We start from the raw sequence: 20,196 nt of genomic DNA, 5'->3' as shown, positions 1-20,196 counted from the left end.
AGCCACTGCAAACCACACGACTGACAAAAAAACCGCCCGTTTCTCCAAGGTTGGGGAGAAACGGGCGGTTTTCATATGAGATCCTACGATACGAAATGAAAAATCGCTAGATTTTCAGTGGCCCCGAAATTTCCGGAGGCTTCTTCTGTATACGTATTAACGGGAATACCACTCAACGATGAGGGCTTCGTTAATTTCTGCAGGAAGCTCGGAGCGTTCCGGCAGGCGTGTATACGTTCCAGTCAGGCTGTTCTCGTCGAAATCGAGGTAAGCAGGAACGAAATCATTTACTTCCAGAGCGTCTTTTACAGCGTCCATGCTCTGGGACTTCTCACGAAGAGAAAGCTTCTGACCCGGCTGTACGCGGTAAGAAGGAATATCTACGCGTCCGCCGTCTACAGTTACGTGACCGTGGTTTACCAGCTGGCGTGCGGCACGGCGTGTGCGTGCAAAGCCCAATCGGTAAACGAGGTTGTCCAGACGGGATTCGAGAAGCTGCATGAAGTTCTCACCGTGGATGCCGTCGCGCTTACCGGCAATCTCAAACAACTTGTGGAACTGACGCTCGTTCATGCCATACATGTGGCGCAGCTTCTGCTTCTCCTGAAGCTGAAGTCCGTATTCTGTCATTTTCTTACGGGAATTCGGGCCGTGCTGGCCTGGTCCGTAAGGGCGCTTTTGAAGCTCTTTCCCTGTTCCGCTGAGTGAAATGCCCAGGCGGCGGGAGAGCTTCCAGCTTGGTCCTGTGTATCGAGCCATAATTGAGCTCCTCCTTCAAAATAAAAAGATTGAGTCAAATAAACAGATTCGTAATCCCATTCTTCATGTCATTTCATTTTAGGCATCTTCGCCTCGACAGCTAGAGGTTACACAATACCCCTCGAACGATACGGGAATGAAATGAGCACCAAGATGTTTACGCAGGCTGCCATTTGCACAAATTCCAGTATATCGAGTACGGCCGGTGGTGTCAAGTACGTTTTTTTAACAGAGAGAAAGGGAAAGGAACGTGTGAAAATCGGCCGTCTGGCCGCCGGGATTACAAGTGATGCTGCAAAGCGTTCGCAAATGCTTCAATTCCCTGCTGATCCTCTTCTGAAAAGCGGCCTGTTCTCGGACTGTCGATATCAAGAACGCCGAAAATAGAGCCGTTTTTAAAGAGTGGAACGACGATTTCCGAGCGGGAAGCTGCATCACAGGCGATGTGTCCAGGGAAAGCGTGAACGTCTTCTACACGCTGTGTTTTTTCTTCTTTTACTGCTGTTCCGCAGACACCTTTTCCGTAAGCGATATGCACACAGGCAGGGAGGCCCTGAAATGGACCGAGGAGCAGTTCCTCTTCTTTCCAGACATAAAAGCCGACCCAGTTGACATCGTCAAGAAACTGATTGAGAAGCGCTGATGCATTACTCAGGTTGGCTGTGGTATCCGTTTCTCCTTCCAGCAGGGCATGAAGCTGCCTGACGAGCAGATCATACTGGTCTGTAAGAGAACCTTTATATTGTGTCGATTCAAACATGTGATTCATCTCCTTTTCGTAATTCCTCGCGCTGTTCCACGCGGAGTAATGAATGATACGGATTATACCACGGCGTCTTACCGTTCAAAAGCTTGAAGGTGCGAGACGGTTTCGGCAAGCTCTGCACAGACCTGCTTGGAGGCATGGGCATCTGAACCGTAGACGAGAGGAATTCCCATACGTGCAGCAGTTTCGGCTGTTTTCCCGGGCGGGTACATTTCCCCACAGTCCGGCTTATATCTGCCTGCAGTATTGATATCAAGAGACATCCCGTACTGTAGTACAAGATCCAGCACTTCAAACTGCCATATTTCATCTGAAAAATCGCGCGGGAAGCGTTTCTGAAATTTGCGGACTAGCGTCATGTGACCGATACGGTCCGGCTTATACGTGCCGAGGTCCGCCTGGATCGATTGTTTAACCTGTTCAAAGTAAAGCGCATATACAGCCTGCAGAGAACCTGCTTCTTTCACGATTTCACCAAATGATTCAGGGCTGAAGTCGATGCAGTGGAAGCGGTCATTCAGCGGAAGGAAATGGACAGACAACACGGCATCATCAAGATAAGGGCCTGCCTCATCAAGGAGAGCTTTTGTTTCTGCTTCATAGCCGTGGATATAATCTACTTCAAGTCCCACCTTTATTTCGATATCGTTTTTCCATTTCTCTTTTGCCGCGGTAACTGCCTGCAGGTACGGATGCAGCTGTTCGGAAGCCATGCCGCTGTCCTTTCCGGGTACAGGATCGTCAAACGTGCGGGGGAGAGGGGCGTGTTCGGTGAATGTCAGCGACTGGGCGTCGCGTTCTTTCGCCGTATGAATGTAGCTCTCCAGATTATCGGCTGTTCCATGCGGACAGAAGGGAGTGTGTATGTGGCCGTCGTGCAGCTTCATTTTCAAGATGCCTCCTTTGGAATAATCGTCCATCTAAGGAAAAGGATAGAGGAATTAAGGAAATTATAGAATCTCGTAGTCCATTTGCGTCTTTACATGATAAGATAGAATATAAGTATCGTTTCCCGGGTCCGGACAGAGCAGATAGAAGATCAGGACAGGACCTGAAAACTATTATTCAGTACATAAAAACATTCGTCAACGATATAGCAGTGTAAGTGGAGGAGGGTCCGGATGAGCTATCTGATTTATGGTTTCATTATTTTAGTGGCTGCGGTCGTAATTTACGGAACGTGGGCACGCAAAAACATTTACAGGGATGTAGACCGGCTTGGTATACGAAAAGTGGAGTTGATGAACCGCCCGGTTAATGAAGAACTTTCAAAAATGAAAGGGCTCAGGCTTTCCGGAGAAACCGAGGAACGCTTTGATGAGTGGCGGTCTGAATGGGATCAGCTCGTTACGGTTCAGCTTCCGGATATTGAAGAAAAGTTATTTGATATCGAAGAGTATGCCAATAAATACCGTTTCGGCAGAGCCCGGAAAGAAGCGGATGAGGCTTCGGCGGATCTCGATAGAATAGAAGAACATATCGACCAGCTGATTGAAGAAGTCCATCACCTCATACATAGCGAAGAGCAGAACCGGCACGACATTGAGCGTATCCGGGAATTCTATGAGGAGACACGAAAGAAGCTTTGGGTGCAGAAAGGAACAATCGGTGAAGCTGCACCGAAGATTGAAGCGGGTCTGGATGAAGCGTTTGAAGGATTTGCCGAGTTTGAAGAGCAGACGGAGGAAGGGAATTACTTTCAGGCCGGTGAAACATTGATGCAGGTTCGTGAAAAACTCGAAGAGCTTCATTACTGCATGGATGAAATTCCAGCAAGGCTTCTTCTTGCTGCAAAAGATCTTCCCAAACAGATTCAGGAGCTGGAAGCTGGTATTGAAGAAATGAGCCGGGCCGGCTATCCGGTGGAGAAATATGAATTTCATATGCTGATGCAGTCTCTCAGAGAGCGCTGTGCCAATGCAGAGCAGCAGCTGTACAGACTGGAAATCGATGAAGCCAAAGAAGAAATTTACTTTGTGGAGGAATCGATTGCTGCAGCTTACGATGACCTGGAGGCAGAAGCTCATGCAAAGATCGCAGCGGAACAGCTGATTGATGAAAACAAGCACCATCTGCGGGATCTGCCGCTTAAAATGGAAGAACTTAAGTCCGAATGGCGGAATGTAAAAGAAAGCTACAGGCTGACTGAAGAGGATGAGAAAGAACTGGATGAGCTCGACGCCCGCCGCAGAAAGCTTGCGACAAGCTTCGCGGTACTTCAGGAATCAGCGGAAAACCGTCAGCAGACCTTTGTGGAACTGGAACGTCTGCTTCACGAATGGGCAGGAGAACTCGAAGCGTTTAATACAGCGATGGAAGAACAGAAAGATAAATTTGCCCACCTCCGCAGTGATGAGCTCGCGGCTGCCTCCGAGGTGGAGGAAAACAGAAAAGCACTCCGCCGTCTGAAAAACAGACTCCGGAGGTCTATGCTTCCGAAAACATCGGAACTTCTCGCAGAGGAGCTTCAGGATGCCGAAGAAGCAGTGACAAGAGCGCAGGAGTCGCTCAAGGAAGTGCCGCTCGATATGACAACCGTACGGCGTTCGATGGAAGAGGCGGGCACAGCAGTCCGTCACGTCACGAAAAAAGGCAATCAGCTTCTCGACACTGGAGAGATGGCTGAGCGTGCGATTCAGTATGGAAACCGCTACCGTACCAGACACGATGATGTAAACATTATGCTGCTGCAGGCAGAAGACCGCTTCCGCCAGGGATGGTATGAGGAATCACTGGAACTTGCCGTTGAAGGAATCGAAAAAGTCGACCGGAATGTTCTGGAACGACTGGAGAAAGAATCGGCTGAAAAGAACTCTGTAAATGAATGATCCATCTTTCCTTTATGATTAAAAGGACGGCAGACCGTGCGAATCGTCTGCTGACTAACTGCATTGTGAAAGAATGAGTACAGGGAGAAGCGTCCGCCGCTCTCCCTGTTTTTTTACGCCGGTAAAAAGTATTTGATGCGGACAGCCGTCGGTGGTCTGTGGTGCAGACTTCATCTGCTTTTTAACGTGAAACAGGAAGAGGCGGCATCGTCCAGCGAGGAACCTGTTCAACAAAGAGGAAGTGTGATACGATTTTCCGGTGAAAGGAGCGAGAATGTTGATTTATCTAGATAACAGCGCTTCAACGAGACCTCATCCAGAGTGTCTCGAAGCATATACAAAAGCAGCTTCTGACTACTATGCCAACCCTGCTTCTCTTCACCAGGCAGGCGGGGCCTCAGAAAAACTGCTTGAAAAAGCCCGCACGCGTGTGATGAACCTTCTTGGAGTGAAGCAGGGAACGATCGTCTTTACTTCCGGAGCGACAGAAGCGAACAACCATGTCTTCACCGGTACTTCAGAAAATCGGACCCGTCCGGGACACGCGATTCTTACGGCTGTGGAGCATCCTTCTGTAAAAGAAGCGGCAGCAAAGCTTGAGCGGAAGGGATGGGAGCTGACGTGGATCTATCCGGATGATCAGGGAAGAATCCGGCCGGAGGATGTAGAAGACGAAGTCACCGGAAAGACGGCGCTGGTCAGCGTCATGCATGTCAACAATGAAACGGGGACGATTCATCCCGTGGAGGAAATCGGGAAACGGCTGCGCCGGTACCCCGGGGTCCGTTTTCATGTTGACGGTGTGCAGGGAATTGGAAAAGTGCCGCTTTCCCTTGAGGAAGCCGGTATCGATTACTACAGTCTTTCGGCACACAAGATGCACGGGTTGAAGCAGAGCGGCATTTTATATGTCCGCAGTCCGGAAACACTGGCACCGCTGCTGCACGGCGGGGCACAGGAAAAGGGCCTCCGGGCAGGCACTGCGGATCCGGCAGCGGCAGCGGCATTTGCCAGGGCACTGCGGATGGCTAAGGAAGAAGAAGAGAAAAAACGACGACATCTGCGGGGCATGATGATCCAGCTTGAAGCAGAGCTTGAGAAGGATGATTCCTGCAGGCTGCATCGTTCCCCGGAAAGAGCGCCGCACATTTTAAGTCTATCTGTGCCGGGGAGAAAACCGGAGACGGTCGTGCATGCCATGGCGGAAGAAGGCATTATTCTTTCCACAACTTCCGCCTGTTCCTCGAAGCACAGCGACCGGAGTGCTGTTCTCGATGCATGGGGCCTTCCGCCGTCATGGAGTGCCTCTTCTCTACGTATTTCGTTAAGTACGGAAAATACGCAGAAGGACATCGAAACATTTCTTCATGCCTGGAAGCGGGTCATCCCGTCACTGGCTGTTTCCGGCTGAAAAGGTCCCGGGCAGGGATATAGAAGTAATTGAAGCAGGAGGTACACATGCGAACGCATTCCATTTTAATTCGTTATGCTGAAATGTCCGTAAAAGGACGTAACCGGAAACGATTCGAGAAGCAGTTGGATAAAAATATCCGCAGAGCGCTCGGGCACCTGCCGGATGTGAAAACGACAAGGTCCTATGGCCGTATGTATGTTCATTTAAATGGAGAAGAAGAAGCCGAAGCGCTGGAGTCACTGAAGCATGTTTTCGGTATTTCATCATTCAGTCCTGTCACGAGAGCGGAGCTGGATACAGACGATATTCTCAGAGTGGCAGCAGAGACTGCAGAGCGGCGCTTTGAAGAGCAGAAAGGGACATTTAAAGTTTCTGTACGCCGGGTGAATAAATCATTTCCTACTGGATCGCAGGAAATGAATGGAGTGATCGGGAAAGCGGTGCTGCAGCAGTTTCCCGCACTTTCTGTTGATGTTCACCGTCCGGATATGGAACTGTCCGTTGAAATCAGGGAGGACGGCGTCTATGTATGCGGCGAAACGATTGCCGGCGCAGGAGGCTTTCCTGTCGGTTCGAGTGGCAGGGCGCTGCTTTTGTTATCCGGAGGGATCGACAGCCCCGTGGCAGGATATTCCGCCATGAAACGCGGCGTTACAATTGAAGCAGTCCATTTTCACAGTCCGCCCTACACGAGTGAGCGGGCACTGGAAAAAGTGAAGTCGCTCGCTTCCTCACTTGCTGCTTATGGGCCGAGGGTACGGCTTCATATTGTGCCATTCACCGATGCACAGCTGAAAATTCACCAGCAGGTGCCCGATAACTGTGAAATTACGGTAATGAGACGCTTCATGCTCCGTATTGCCGAAACCCTCGCTTCAGAGCGCGACATAAAAGCGCTCGTTACAGGGGACAGTCTGGGTCAGGTGGCAAGTCAGACACTGGAATCGATGTATGCGATCAATGCAGTGACGACAATGCCGGTTCTCCGGCCGCTGATCACACAGGATAAGCTGGAAATAATGGAAACAGCAGGGAAGATCGGGACGTACGAAACTTCGATTCTTCCTTTCGATGACTGCTGTACTATTTTCGTCGCGCCGGACGCGAAAACAAAGCCGAAAGAAGACAAAATTTCCTATTATGAAAGCTTTCTAGACATTGATTCCATGGTGGAAGATGCTGTTTCCCGGACAGAAGCAGTGATGCTTCCGGAAAAAGAAGCTTCTGCTATGGATGATTTCATGTAGAAGCGGCGTGTGGTGCAGGCAGGAGTTTTTTCTTGCCTGCACCACTTTTTTCCACGCATAATAGAGAGGAAAGGAGAGACGGACATGGCAACTTTATGGTATGGAGGAAAAGTCCGCCCATTAACAGGAGCGGATGTTGTGGAAGAAGCGGTAGTAACAGAAAACGGGATTATCTGCGATATTGGAAACGAGGACGAACTGCGTACCTGCTGGCATGGATTGTTTTCAAGAGAGGTTAATCTTGCCGGAGGTGTTATGTACCCCGGTTTTACTGACAGTCATCTGCACATGATCGGCCACGGGGAAAAATTGTTGAAGCTCGATGTGTCTGAAATGACATCCATCGAGGAAGTAACAGAAGCACTCAAGCAGAAAGCAGCACGTACTCCTTATGGCAGCTGGATTCTAGCTGAAGGATTCAACGAAAACTTGTATGAGGGAGCCCGGGTGCCGGACAGAACAGTGCTGGACAATGTATCCACCGATCACCCCATCATGCTGACGCGGGTGTGCCGTCATGCGATGGTAACAAACAGCTTTGGTCTGCAGCTGGCAGACATTCATGCTGGAGTTACGAGCCCGGCAGGAGGCAGAATTGAACGGGACAGCTCTGGAGAGCCGACCGGCTACCTGCATGACCAGGCTCAGGAACTGCTGAAAAAAGTGCTTCCGAAAGTAGACCGGGGCTATGTGCAGAAAGCGATGCAGGTATCGCTGAAAGACCTTCACCGGAAAGGAATTACGGGGATACATACAGAAGACTTGTTTTACTACCATGATCCTGCCGATACGTTAACGTTGTTTTATGATCTGTTTCAGGGAGCGCAGAAAATGAGGGTGGAGCTGCTCGTTCATCACGAAGCGCTCGAAGCCGTGCAGCAGGTGAAACAAGAGCATCCCTGGGTCCGGCTGAATACGATGAAGCTGTTCGCCGACGGAGCGCTTGGCGGGCGGACAGCACTCTTGTCTGCACCTTATGCGGATGATCCGTCCTCCACAGGAGTTGCTATACACACGCAGGAAGGGATGGATCAGCTGATCCGGAAAGCGAGACGGTACGGAATGCCTGCTGCCATTCATGTTATCGGAGATGGAGCGCTGGAGATGGCGCTTGATTCTATTGAAGCATATCCTGCACCTCAGGGCACGAGGGACCGGCTGATTCATCTTCAGGTAACGAGGAAAGATCTCCGGGAGCGGATGAAAAAGCTGCCTGTCGTTCTGGATCTGCAGCCTCGCTTTGTCGTGTCCGACTTTCCCTGGGTTACAGATCGACTGGGGGAGGAGCGGATGAAAGACAGCTTTGCCTGGAAGACACTTCTCGAAGAAGAAATCCGCTGTGCAGGCGGTTCGGATGCGCCGATTGAACCGGTGGACCCACTGCTCGGTATTCATGCAGCTGTCATGCGGAAACTGCCGCATGAGAACCATGACGGATGGCAGCCGGAGCAGAAGCTGACGGTAACGGAAGCATTAAGACTGTTTACAGCTGGTGCAGCAGAAGCGGTGTCGGCAGAACATACGAGGGGAACGATTGAAAAAGGAAAATGTGCCGATTTTACGATATTGTCCGAAGATCTCTACGATGTTCCCCCGGATGAGTGGGAAGCCCGCTGCAGTGTGGAAAAAACAGTCGTTGATGATACAGTCGTTTACGAGCGGAGAAAGCAGAAAGACAGCCTCAGTTAAAAGGCTGTCCGTTTTCTTCCGGCGGTCAGAGGAAGCTCCGCTTCAGTTTATTGTAGAATAAATTATCTTTCATCCGCAGTGTTTTTACTGATTTGTCCGAAACGCGGATGGACAGTTCACGGCTGTGCCGGATGCCCATCGCCTCGTTATCGATACCGATAATCGGATGGTCGTTGCCGTCCTGAACAATACTGAGACGCAGTTCCCGCTCTTTACTCAGAACGAGAGACGAGCCGAGTGTCCGGTATTGATTGTTGTTTAAGGAAGCCATTTCGGTCAACTGCATGGATGGCAGTTTTGGGTCTACGATCGAGCCGCCGAGCGATTTGTTATAGGCGGTGCTTCCTGTCGGACTCGAAACGAGAAGGCCGTCTCCCCGGAAGGTTTCCAGATGCAGGGCATCCACATACACATCCATGACGAGTGTTTTAATAATATTGGAACGCACAGAAAGTTCGTTTAAACAATGGAAACTTTTATCGCCGTCAATCGTAACTTCCAATGTCGGATAGCGGAGAACCTCCACCATATTTGTCTGCATGGCAAGTTCCAGCCGCTCCAGGTCTTCCGTGGAAAAATCAGTGTAGAAGCCGAAACTGCCGTCATTGATGCCGATATAGAGTGCATCATCCCGGAAACGTGTTTTCTGGACGGCCTGCAGAAAAGTACCGTCACCGCCGAAAGCAGCTATGATGTTCGCTTCTTCAGGTGAGTCTGCCATCGTAAATCCGTATTTTCTGCCGAGTTCCCGGACACGCTGGACTTTTTCCTCCAGTTCGTCGGTTTTTTTGTAAAATAAATAAACGCTTTTTCGATCGTTCATGGTGGACGACTCCCTTTCGTAGCAATAGTAAAAAAATACTTACGTCTCTATCATATCAAAAGTCCGCTGGACACGCAGTAGAGATGAAGAGGAGGATGAACATAATGAATGCAAAACGCTGGATCGCACTCGCAGCCGCCGCCGCGCTTCTGCTCGTTTCCGTTTCGGTCAGTCTCGTTACAGGAGCGTTGCAGACCGATGTGTCAGGTATGTTTGATCAGGAAACATCAGGAATGGAAGAAAGTATCGTAGAGGAAGGAAGCGGCGCCGGAAAGGCAGCGCTGATTCATGTGGATGGCGTTATCCAGGCCGGAGGTGCTTCTCCATTCGGCGGCGGGTACAACCATCAGCTCGTGCTTGATCAGCTGGACCACGCGGCAGAGGACGCCTCGGTGGACGGTATTATCCTGCGCGTGAATACGCCGGGCGGCGGCGTTGTGGAAAGCGACGAAATCTACGATAAAATTGTTGAAGTTCAGGAAGAGTATTCAAAGGACGTTTATGTATCGATGGGCAACCAGGCAGCAAGCGGCGGCTATTACATTTCAGCTCCGGCAGCGCAGATTTATGCAAATCCGCAGACGATTACGGGGTCACTCGGGGTGATTATGCAGTCGTTTAACGTCAGTGAGCTGGCAGAAGAGCTGGGTATTGAAGATCAGACGATAAAAAGCGGTGAATTCAAAGATATAATGTCTGCTACAAGAGAAATGACGGAGGAGGATGAAGATATTCTCCAGGGAATTGTCGACGATGCCTACGAGCAGTTCGTCACCGTCATCGATGAAGGAAGGGACAATTTGAGCCGCGATGAAGTGATGTCGCTTGCAGACGGCAGAATTTATACCGGCAGCCAGGCAGAGGAAAATGGATTAATCGACGGCCTTGGTAATCTCGATGATGTGATTGATGCGATGAGGGAAGATACCGGACAGGATCTTACGGTTGTAGAATATGCCCAAGGTTTCGGATTTGACTCCTTCTTCGGTATGTCACTCGATTCTCTGTTTGAACAGCGCCGCATTGATCAGCTCACCGGATGGCTCGAAGATCAGCAGGGGCCTCAGCTGATGTACCTTTACACGGATTAGGAGGGAGAATGGAGATGCAGTATGTAAAAGCAGGGTTCTGGATACGTTTCTGGGCCTATCTTATTGATATTATTTTAACTGGATCGCTGAGCGGTGCCATTGTCTCTCTCTATTTCCTGGCGTCGGGCGGAGCGGATGTGTCCCTCGCGGTATTTACGCTCAGTGGAATACTAAGTGCACTGGTTACGTACAGCTATTTTATTTTGATGACCAAGCTGCGCAGGCAGACGATCGGGAAGCAGATTTTCGGGCTTTATGTTGTTCACAAAGACGGATTCGGTTCGTTGTCCTGGAAGGATGTCCTTTTCCGTGAGTTGATCGGAAGGTTCATTCACCGCTCTCTCTTTATCACAAATGTTCTCTATCTGATAACGGCGTTTCATCCCGAAAAGCGGGGAATTCATGATTTCATCGGTGACACCATCGTTGCCCGCGAACCCGGGGAAGCGCTGGAGCCGGTCTACAAAGAAGAGGAACCTGTGTTATCCTGATAGAGGACAGTTAACTTAGAGGAGGCCGATTCATGACTTCAGTAACATTTAAAGAAAAGCCAATGACGCTGGAAGGAAACAGTGTGAAAACAGGGCAGCAGGCGCCGTCTTTTACCGTGCTTGCGCCGGATCTCTCGGAGAAAACGTTTCAACCGGAAAGCGGAACGAAGACGTTAATCAGTGTCGTTCCTTCCGTTGATACAAGCGTATGCGATCAGCAGACCCGAAAGCTGAATGAGGCAGTGGATCAGCTTGGAGACGCGGAGATCTGGACCGTCAGTGCAGACCTTCCTTTTGCACAGCGGCGCTGGTGTGCTGCTGCGGATCTGGAGTCCGCACATATTTATTCCGATCACCGGGATCTGGATTTCGGAACAAAGTATGGACTTGTTATGAAAGAGATGCGTCTGCTTGCAAGAGCGGTTTTCGTCGTTGATGCGCAGGGAACCGTCACGTATTCGGAAGTAGTACCGGAAGTGAGTTCGCATCCGGACTACGACAAGGCACTTGATGCATTGAAGCAGGCATAAAGAAATACTATTGAACAGGCAGAAGCTGTGATGCTTCTGCCTGTTTTCATCGTTTCCTGCGGTCGTTCCTGTTTACAGAACCGAAACGCTTTTCACCAGGGAGAAGTCGTGGTATCCTGTTTTGTTGGAAGAAGCACAAAAAAATGAGGTGTCCATATGGCCGGAATGACAAAAACTGAAATGTATTATGATGTGCTGGATCAGGGAGCGGCCCTTATCCAGAAAAAAGAAGAAAAACTATACCTGGAAGCACTTGCCGAAGCAGGAGAAGCCGTTTTTCAAGGCAGGGCCCCGGGGAATTTAGAAAAAGAGGAAGAAAAGCAGTGGAACAGGCTGTTAAATGAGCTGCCGGAAGCCTCTGAAAAAGAAGAGATCCGACGTGCTGTACAGCTGGCGGTATTAAAAGGTATGAAAGAGGCGGTGCAGCCCCACCATGCACTTACGCCGGATGCCGTCGCGGTGTTTGCGGGATTCCTTATGAATGAACTGACGCAGAAAGAAACAGACGATCCGCTGCTTCTATGGGATCCGGCAGCCGGCGCCGGCAATTTAATGACTGCCTGTGCCAATCAGATGACTAAAGACGTTCATTTTATTGGTGCAGAGCCGGACGAGACATTGATGAAACTGGCTTTTATGAATGCGAATCTGCAGGGGCATCATATGGATCTTTTCCATCAGGACAGTGTATCCCAGCCGGCGGTTGATCATGTTCACGGAGTCGTCTCGGATCTTCCACTCGGGTATTACCCGGATGATGAGACAGCCTCCGGTTTTGCCACTGCAGCAGACGAAGGCCATACGTATGTCCATCATCTGCTGATGGAAAAGGCCGTGCGTCACGTCAGAGAAGGAGGATTTCTCGTATTCCTGGTCCCGAATTCATTATTTCAGTCGGAACAGGCTCCGAAGCTTCATCCGGTGATCAAGGAGCAGGCCTCTGTCTATGCCCTGCTTCAGCTGCCTTCGACCATGTTTAAAACTCAGGATGCCGGGAAAAGTATGTTGATTCTCCGGAAGACGAAAGCCGGAATTGTACCGCCTAAGCAGGCACTTCTTGCCGAGCTTCCATCGTTTACGCGCCAGGAGGCACTTGCAGATATGACCCGTCAGATTTCTGACTGGATTAGGGAACACGTGTAACATCTGTACTACTTTAAAATATTATTTAATGCATACAGATATAATGTATGTGAAGAAAATGCTTTCATTTCAGTATTTGAATGAATGTATTGTGTAACAACGTTCCTTTCTGTTATTGTTATAACAGAACTTGCAGGAGGATCGTGCAGTCAAACGAAAATCAGATTGTGCTGCTTTACGGAACTGCAGGATTTCACATGAGAAAATGAAGGAGCGATAACGACATGGCGAAAATCATGGCGATTAATGCAGGCAGTTCTTCACTGAAATTTCAGCTGCTGAATATGCCGGAAGAAACGATTATTACAAAAGGTCTGGTGGAACGGATCGGGTTGAGCGATTCGGTGTTTGCCATTGAAGTAGATGGCGAAAAGAAGAAAGAAACGAGCGACATTGCCGATCATGCAGAAGCGGTGAAAATTCTTCTCGATAAATTGACGAAGTACAATATTATTGAATCACTGAATGATATTGATGGTATCGGCCACCGTGTCGTGCACGGAGGGGAGAAGTTTAATGATTCCGTCCTGATCACTGAAGATGTTATTCAGGGAATTGAAGACGTTTCAGAACTTGCTCCGCTTCATAACCCGGCCAACCTGACTGGTATTCGTGCTTTCCAGGAGATTCTGCCGAATATTCCATCTGTGGCAGTGTTTGATACAGCATTTCATCAGACAATGCCGGAGGAATCCTACCTTTACAGCCTGCCATACGAATATTATGAAAAATACGGAATCCGAAAGTATGGTTTCCACGGAACGTCCCACAAATATGTTTCTGAGCGTGCTGCAGAACTGTTGAACCGTCCCGTGGAAAACCTGCGTCTTATTTCCTGTCATCTCGGTAACGGTGCATCGATTGCTGCCATTGAAGGCGGCCAGTCCATCGACACATCCATGGGCTTTACGCCGCTGGCTGGTGTAACGATGGGAACGCGTTCCGGAAATATTGACCCTGCGCTGATTCCTTATATTATGGAGAAAGCAGATTTAAGTGCAGAGGAAGTAATGGACGTGCTGAACAAGCGGAGCGGTATGCTCGCGCTTTCCGGTTTTTCAAGCGATCTGCGTGATATTGAACAGGAAGCTTCCGACGGCAACGAACGTGCCCGTCTCGCGCTGGAAGTGTTCACATCCCGAATTCACAAATATATCGGTTCCTACGCCGCCAGAATGCACGGCCTCGATGCGGTCGTATTTACAGCAGGAATTGGTGAAAACAGTGATGTTATCCGGTCTCAGGTATTAAAAGGGCTCGAATTTATGGGCATTTACTGGGACCCGACTCTGAATAAAATCCGCGGGCAGGAAGCGTTTATTAACTACCCGCATTCTCCCGTCAAAGTACTTGTCATCCCGACGAATGAAGAAGTTATGATCGCCCGGGATACGATGCGCCTCGGTACAGAAGCATAGCGTTTATAGTATAAAAAACCCTTCTGCCGATCGGGCAGAAGGGTTTTTTGGAGCAGTGGGTATCAGGAATTTCCATTTACCTGCTCGGTTCGCACGATGAGTACATCGCATGCAGCGTGGCGGGTGATGTGCTCAGATACACTGCCGATCAGGAACCGTTCCACGGCATTAAGCCCTGTAGCACCGGTCACGATTAAGTCCACCTGATGTTTCTTTGCCACGTCTTTAGCAATTTTCACTTTTGGAGAACCGTAATCCAGAATCAGGGTGACATCCTTTACTCCCTGATCGTGGGCAAGGCGCTCGTATTCTTCCAGCATGTCTCGAGCATATTTCTCTGCTTCAGAGAAAATGGTCCGGTCATAGTGTTCCACGGAGGCGAATGTGCGGGTATCTACAATGTGGGTCAGCAGCAGCTTGGCATCGTGATCTTTTGCGAGAAGTGCGGCTTTTCGAAAGGCGCGTTTTGCTTCATCTGAGCCATCGACAGCAACAAGGATAGTGTTATAGCGGACGGTCATGCCGATCCCTCCCCGATAAATGTAGTAGATAGAAGCCCGGCTTCGTCTTTGTGGACTCCTTCACTTTTCATCTTCCCGAAAGTAAACGCTTCAAACCTGTTTATGCAGATAAGTTGTGTCCGGAAAAGATCTGTATAACAATAGAGAAAGAGTTGCAGAAAGGGGTTCAATTCATGCGCCACGCTATTATAACCGCAGGAACAAAAGGACTGGGTAAAAAGACGAGTGAAATGCTCCTGAAAGAAGGATACTCCGTCACGATCCAATACCGGAGTGATGAAAAGGCCGTCGAAGCCTGCAGGAACGAATGGGCCGATTATACAGACCGGATTTCCTTTGTGCAGGGGGACGTGCAGAATCCCGAAGATCTCCACAGGCTTGCAGATGCTGCGGTGGAATCATTTGGCAGGATCGATGCGCTGATTCTGAATGCCGGGCCGTATATCTTCGAGCGGAAGGCTGCCGCTGACTACAGTGACCAGGAATGGCATGAAATGATCAACGGCAATTTAAATGCCGCTTTTTATATGCTGAAAAAAGTAATTCCGATCATGAGAGAGCAGCGGTTTGGACGAGTCATTACTTACGGTTTTCAGGGGGTGGACCATTCTCCTGCCTGGCTGTACCGCGCAGCATTTGCAGCAGCAAAATCCGGACTCGCCTCGCTGACAAAATCAGTAGCAGTAGAAGAAGCGCCTTACGGTATTACGGCAAACATGGTCTGTCCGGGCGAAATTTTAGGAGAAATGAAAGAAAGTTCCATTGCTCACTCCCGGACAGTTCCGGATGAGAAAACGCCGGTCGGCCGCTCCGGTACGGGGGAAGATATAGCGAGAACTATCCGCTTTCTGCTTGATGAGAATGCGGATATGCTTACCGGAAGTGTGATTGAAGTGACAGGTGGAATGGATGTCCTCCATAAACACCGCTCTTAGCGTACCGGTACGACCTGCAGTTCTTTTGGATAGGCTGTCAGGACTTCGGCGCCGCCTCCTTTAATGACGAGATCATCTTCAATGCGTATGCCGATTTCATCAGGGATGTAAATACCCGGTTCGATCGTGAAGACGAGACCTGGTTCAAGCGGGACCTGACTGGAAGCATCCATGGAAGGTGCTTCGTGAACGTCAATTCCCATGCCATGCCCGATGCGGTGGGGAAAGAAGCTTCCGTAACCCGCGCCGTTGATCACCTGCCGTGCGGCCGTATCTATCTCACCGCATACAGAAGCATCGGATGCGGTCTCCACTGCTTTCAGCTGGGCGGCCAGCACAGTCTGATAGATTTGCTCCTGTTTTTCCTCCACATGTCCGTAGAAGACGGTGCGGGTAATGTCAGAGCAGTACCCTTTCCATTTGACGCCGAGGTCCATCAGGACATTGTCTCCGGGCTTCAGTTCACGGGTGCCCGGCACCCCGTGCGGATCTCCGGCGCCTCCTCCGAACAGGACCATCGGCTGAAAGGACATTTCTCTGACGCCCTGCTTTTTTAAGTAATGCTCGATGCCTGCAATGACCTCCATTTCCGTAATGCCGGTCCGGAGTAGACGGACCCCCTCTTCGACGCCCTGGTCTGCAAACGCTGCGGCCTCCCGGAGTACAGCGAGCTCTTCCGGCGTTTTCCGCTGACGGAGCGAAAGAATGAGTTCATCCGCTTCCGTAAAAGCTGTATCCGGCAGTGCATCTGTCAGGGCAGTCAGCCTCCCCCAGGAAATGCTGCTTTCAAGACCAAGTTTTTTAATAGATCCGCACGCTTTGGCAGTAAGTGCCCAGGGGTCATCCCCATCCTCATATGTAAAGATACCGGCTTCAGGAAAAACATGGTGAATCTGATTCTTTTCCATGGCCGGACATATAACGGATGGAACACCGTGAGCCGGAATAACTACGCCGATCAAACGCTCATGCGGGTCTGCATCAAAACCGGAAGCATAAAAAACATTGGACCGTGTCTGGACCAAAAGAGCCTCCAGGCCGTATTCGTTTACAGCCGTCTGTAGATCTTTCCATTTCTTCATCCAAATCTCCTCCTGCGGGCCATTTGAGCTACCCATATCATCGTTACTTTCTGTCTACTATCGTACCTTATTTTCATTTTGATGAATAGATTAACCGGAGCCCGGGTAAGAGGGAGGAAGAATGGTTAACTAAGGGAGGATGACAAACATGAAAATTTCTTATCACGGACATTCTGTAGTAAAAGTAGAGACGAATGGCACAAATATTTTTATTGATCCTTTCATTACCGGTAACGGTCAGTGCGATCTGGAGGCGGATGATACGAAAGCGGATGTGATTCTGCTGACGCACGGACATAACGACCACGTCGGAGATACGGTGGAAATGGCAAAACGAAATGATGCACTTGTTGTTGCGCCGTTTGAACTGGCAACGTACCTCGGTTTTCAGGGAGTCAATGCGCATCCAATGCATATCGGCGGAAAATACGAATTTGCATTCGGCACGGTGAAACTGACGCAGGCGTTCCACGGTTCTGCCTATACCGAAGAAGAAAACCAGCGGATCGTATATACCGGCATGCCGGCGGGCATTCTGTTCAAAGCGGAAGGAAAAACGATCTATCACATGGGTGATACCGGCCTTTTCTCTGACATGAAACTGATCGGGGAGCAGAACGATATCGATCTGGCTTTTGTTCCGATCGGAGACAACTTTACGATGGGACCGGAAGATGCAGCGCTTGCATCTGACTGGATCCGTGCAAAAACAGTTGTACCGGTTCATTACGACACCTTCCCGCAGATTGAACAGGATCCGGAAGCCTTTATCAAAAGCCTGAAGCAGGCGGAAGGCAGAGTCATGAAAGCGGGCGACAGCATCGACCTGTAAAAAATACAGATAAACGCCCCGGCTGCACCATAAGAGGCCACTGAAGATCTTAAGATTTTAATTAAACGAAAATAAACTCACAGAAAAAAGACGACCAAATTCCAATTTTTTGGATCTGGTCGTCTTTTTTTCGTAGGGTAAGAATGTATAAAATTCAAAGCTTCTTTCGAGCAGCTATGCCAAGGGCTGCAGCATTTCAGTGTTCTGTGCCATTTATCGTTTGTTTCTGTTGATAGAGCTTCTCCGCTTTTCGGCAGAAGCTTGCCGTGGGCTAGTCTTCCAGCCGGTCGCTGTTTGCACGGCTGCAGCGCTCACTCGCTCGAGGTTCCTTCACCCCTGCCGATGAAAGCAAAGAGCAGCTTTCGTCGGCAGGGGTTCCAGGACTGGTCGCTCGTGACCAGGGCGCTTCCGCTTTTCAGATTCCCTCCGGAACGCGTACGGCTGCAGGTGCAGGCAGAAAGCGGGAACCTATTCAATAAACCTTTCTTTTCTTTTGAGACCAGGCGGGTTCTGCCTGGTTTATTTCAGAGAATGCGTGCCCAGAAAGCTGTTCATTGCTAGCTGGTGAAAGTCCAGTCTGAGTAAGTGCCAGGACGCTCAGTAGCTGACAGGCAGCTGGTGGAGAAATCCTAAGGTTGGAGCCCTGTGACAAAGTTACTCCTTGCGGAGTGCGAGCAACTTAACAGGTCGTAACTTCAAGTGAATCTTGCAGCCTCGACAATTAGAGCCCTCTTCGGAGGAACAAGGGAAGTCGAGCCTCTATTCTTAAGGCGAAGACCATGGAAGGTGCGCAGATCCTGGAACAGCACCGAAGAATCCCTCGGGGTATGGAGAGCGACATGTTAAGAAAGGAATGAATGGAACTGGGGAGACCCTCCTCGGTCACTTCGTAAGAAGTAAAACAGACACCTATAAGCGTGATCCGTGAAATGGTGGATGGGCTGAGAGGGAGTCGGAAGGGGTCATAGTACCGATCATAACAAGAACAACAAAAGCTTGTTTAGGGAAGGACGGCGGAAGCCAGTACCCTACTTCGTTCACATGTTGGAAGGAGGTAAGAGCGAGTGAATGCCCATAATGCGGCTAACTACGCCAATGTTGGAAAAGCTCGAGAACTTCAGAAAACATTATACCTTTGTGCCAAGGTAAGGAAAACCCGTCGGTTTCATGCTCTGTATGATAAGATTTATCGTCCCGATATTTTGTGGGAAGCATGGCAGCGTGTAAAGCGAAATAGAGGGAGTGGCGGGGTAGACCGGCAAACATTGGAGGACATTGAAGAGTACGGAGAAAGATGCTTTCTCAATGAGCTGTATCTCGATTTAAAAGAGAATCGATACCATCCAAAGCCGGTTCTTCGAACGTACATTCCTAAGAGTGATGGAAAGAAGCAGAGACCGCTTGGTATCCCGACGGTGACAGACCGAATTGTTCAAATGGCGATGAAACTGGTGATCGAACCGATCTTCGAGGCGGATTTCCAGGAATGCTCCTACGGCTTCCGACCAAAACGAAATGCGCATCAGGCGATCGAAGCGATCCGGAAGAAAAGCCGGAAGGCACATTGGGTGTTAGACGTCGACATCCAAGGATTCTTTGACAACATCAATCAGGAAAAGTTACTCAAACTTGTCGAACAGCGTATCAGTGACAGAAGGGTGCTTAAATTGATCCGAAAGTGGTTAAAGGCTGGCATCATGGAGGAAGGCAAGCTGAAAAATGCGCCCACCGGCACACCGCAGGGTGGGGTGATTTCGCCTCTGCTGGCAAACATCTACCTGAATGCCATGGACCAATTATGGCAGAAGAAATTCCGCCATCTTGGTACGCTGATTCGCTATGCCGATGATTTTGTCATTATGTGCAGGCGAAAACGGGACGCACTGGAAAGTGCGCAAGCAGTTAAAGCCATTATGAATAAACTGGATCTGTCGATCCATCGGGACAAATCAAAATTAGTGAGTATCTGGGATGATAAAGAAGGGTTTGACTTTCTCGGACTTCATCACCGAAAATTCCCTGTCCGCAGGAAAGGCGGACGGACGTTTTACTTTATGCAGCATGTGCCATCGCACCAAGCCATGAAGAAGATGCGGGCGAAAATCAAAGCCTTTACCGAACCGCGCCATAAACTTTATATGGATATCCGCGATCTGGTAGAAGGACTGAATCGCAGACTTCAGGGGTTTAAGAACTATTACCAGCTGTCCCCGATGGGGAAGAAGTGGTTAAATCGTATCGACTGGTATGTACTAACGCGCCTTAAACTCTTTAATAACAAGAAAAAGAACCGGCGTAAGAAACACGCCCACTACAAAGAGGTGGAGGAGATCCGCTTCTTATTAGTGAAACTCGCGGGTTAACGATCGTAACGCCAAAGGAAGAAGAACGTCGGAAAGCCGTATGAGGGAAAACCTCACGTACGGTTTGATGAGGGGGAGCTGAAAGTAATGAGAATGGGCCAAGAGGCTGTTCTCTGGAAATCAGTTCTCTACTCTACAGGAAAGTATAAAATTCGAAGCCTCTTTCCCGTTGGTGTGCCAAGGGTTACAGCGTTTCAATCGTAGTTGAAATCTGGGAGGAACCTTCTTATGATAAACGTATGCGTTCACTCCAATCTACCTCTA

18 protein-coding genes are annotated in these 20,196 nt (G+C 49.6%); 12 read left to right on the top strand and 6 right to left on the bottom strand.

Translation table 11 applies throughout. The features are described from left to right. Nucleotides 1–156 precede the first annotated feature (156 nt). The 3 genes from rpsD to hisJ all read right to left on the bottom strand — a co-directional run bounded on the left by rpsD (nt 157) and on the right by hisJ (nt 2,412). Nucleotides 157–759, bottom strand: a complete 603-nt coding sequence (gene rpsD / locus C6I21_RS15855; RefSeq protein ID WP_105960449.1) for a 30S ribosomal protein S4 — start codon at nt 757–759, stop codon at nt 157–159. 280 nt (nt 760–1,039) lie between these two features. After that, nucleotides 1,040–1,519 carry a GAF domain-containing protein gene (locus C6I21_RS15850; RefSeq protein ID WP_105960448.1) on the bottom strand — a complete coding sequence of 160 codons (480 nt, stop codon included), beginning with the start codon at nt 1,517–1,519 and terminating at the stop codon, nt 1,040–1,042. A 77-nt stretch (nt 1,520–1,596) separates the two neighbouring features. Beyond that, the gene (gene hisJ, locus C6I21_RS15845) at nt 1,597–2,412 is read right to left on the bottom strand and encodes a histidinol-phosphatase HisJ (RefSeq protein WP_181186284.1); all 816 of its coding nucleotides are present in this window, start codon (nt 2,410–2,412) and stop codon (nt 1,597–1,599) included. 234 nt (nt 2,413–2,646) lie between these two features. On the opposite strand from hisJ, the gene C6I21_RS15840 reads away from it, so the two are divergent. From C6I21_RS15840 to C6I21_RS15825, 4 genes are all read left to right on the top strand, one after another. Then, nucleotides 2,647–4,353, top strand: a complete 1,707-nt coding sequence (locus C6I21_RS15840) for a septation ring formation regulator EzrA (RefSeq protein WP_105960447.1) — start codon at nt 2,647–2,649, stop codon at nt 4,351–4,353. A gap of 274 nt (nt 4,354–4,627) precedes the next feature. Next, on the top strand, nt 4,628–5,764 hold the full coding sequence (locus C6I21_RS15835) for a cysteine desulfurase family protein (RefSeq protein ID WP_105960446.1): 1,137 nt from the start codon (nt 4,628–4,630) through the stop codon (nt 5,762–5,764). A 47-nt stretch (nt 5,765–5,811) separates the two neighbouring features. Then, nucleotides 5,812–7,014, top strand: a complete 1,203-nt coding sequence (gene thiI / locus C6I21_RS15830; protein WP_105960445.1) for a tRNA uracil 4-sulfurtransferase ThiI — start codon at nt 5,812–5,814, stop codon at nt 7,012–7,014. A gap of 84 nt (nt 7,015–7,098) precedes the next feature. Next, nucleotides 7,099–8,703, top strand: coding sequence for an amidohydrolase (locus tag C6I21_RS15825; protein ID WP_105960444.1), 1,605 nt, complete (start codon nt 7,099–7,101; stop codon nt 8,701–8,703). A 25-nt stretch (nt 8,704–8,728) separates the two neighbouring features. Here C6I21_RS15825 and C6I21_RS15820 read toward each other — a convergent pair whose 3' ends face one another. Further along, nucleotides 8,729–9,526 (bottom strand): NAD kinase, encoded by a 798-nt coding sequence (locus C6I21_RS15820; RefSeq protein WP_105960443.1) that lies wholly within the window; start codon nt 9,524–9,526, stop codon nt 8,729–8,731. Nucleotides 9,527–9,630: 104 nt separating this feature from the next. Between C6I21_RS15820 and sppA the strand changes: the two genes are divergently transcribed. The 5 genes from sppA to C6I21_RS15795 all read left to right on the top strand — a co-directional run bounded on the left by sppA (nt 9,631) and on the right by C6I21_RS15795 (nt 14,199). Next, nucleotides 9,631–10,617: a signal peptide peptidase SppA gene (sppA, locus tag C6I21_RS15815; protein ID WP_105960442.1), complete on the top strand. Its 987-nt coding sequence runs from the start codon at nt 9,631–9,633 to the stop codon at nt 10,615–10,617. An 8-nt stretch (nt 10,618–10,625) separates the two neighbouring features. Beyond that, nucleotides 10,626–11,108: an RDD family protein gene (locus tag C6I21_RS15810; RefSeq protein ID WP_105960441.1), complete on the top strand. Its 483-nt coding sequence runs from the start codon at nt 10,626–10,628 to the stop codon at nt 11,106–11,108. Nucleotides 11,109–11,140: 32 nt separating this feature from the next. Continuing rightward, a complete protein-coding gene (gene tpx, locus C6I21_RS15805) occupies nt 11,141–11,638 on the top strand; it encodes a thiol peroxidase (RefSeq protein WP_105960440.1) in 498 nt (165 codons plus the stop codon). A 165-nt stretch (nt 11,639–11,803) separates the two neighbouring features. Next, complete coding sequence (locus tag C6I21_RS15800) at nt 11,804–12,781, top strand: class I SAM-dependent methyltransferase (RefSeq protein WP_105960450.1); 978 nt, start codon at nt 11,804–11,806, stop codon at nt 12,779–12,781. A 224-nt stretch (nt 12,782–13,005) separates the two neighbouring features. Continuing rightward, nucleotides 13,006–14,199, top strand: coding sequence for an acetate kinase (locus tag C6I21_RS15795; RefSeq protein ID WP_105960439.1), 1,194 nt, complete (start codon nt 13,006–13,008; stop codon nt 14,197–14,199). Nucleotides 14,200–14,261: 62 nt separating this feature from the next. Here the strand turns inward: C6I21_RS15795 and C6I21_RS15790 are convergent, their stop codons facing one another. Next, on the bottom strand, nt 14,262–14,720 hold the full coding sequence (locus C6I21_RS15790; RefSeq protein ID WP_105960438.1) for a universal stress protein: 459 nt from the start codon (nt 14,718–14,720) through the stop codon (nt 14,262–14,264). Nucleotides 14,721–14,893: 173 nt separating this feature from the next. On the opposite strand from C6I21_RS15790, the gene C6I21_RS15785 reads away from it, so the two are divergent. Next, the gene (locus tag C6I21_RS15785) at nt 14,894–15,655 is read left to right on the top strand and encodes an SDR family oxidoreductase (protein WP_105960437.1); all 762 of its coding nucleotides are present in this window, start codon (nt 14,894–14,896) and stop codon (nt 15,653–15,655) included. Here C6I21_RS15785 and C6I21_RS15780 read toward each other — a convergent pair. After that, entirely contained in the window at nt 15,652–16,737 is a 1,086-nt protein-coding gene (locus C6I21_RS15780) for a M24 family metallopeptidase (protein ID WP_105960436.1), read from the bottom strand. The genes C6I21_RS15785 and C6I21_RS15780 overlap by 4 nt on opposite strands. Nucleotides 16,738–16,885: 148 nt before the next feature. Between C6I21_RS15780 and C6I21_RS15775 the strand changes: the two genes are divergently transcribed. Beyond that, on the top strand, nt 16,886–17,569 hold the full coding sequence (locus C6I21_RS15775) for a metal-dependent hydrolase (RefSeq protein WP_105960435.1): 684 nt from the start codon (nt 16,886–16,888) through the stop codon (nt 17,567–17,569). Nucleotides 17,570–18,633: 1,064 nt separating this feature from the next. Continuing rightward, nucleotides 18,634–19,932, top strand: coding sequence for a group II intron reverse transcriptase/maturase (gene ltrA / locus C6I21_RS15765; protein ID WP_105960434.1), 1,299 nt, complete (start codon nt 18,634–18,636; stop codon nt 19,930–19,932). Nucleotides 19,933–20,196 lie beyond the last annotated feature (264 nt).

The organism is Alkalicoccus urumqiensis, assembly GCF_002993335.1.
GTDB lineage: Bacteria > Bacillota > Bacilli > Bacillales > Salisediminibacteriaceae > Alkalicoccus > Alkalicoccus urumqiensis.
The sequence above is the reverse complement of the archived record's forward strand: the minus strand, read 5'-3'. Positions and strand labels throughout refer to the sequence as shown.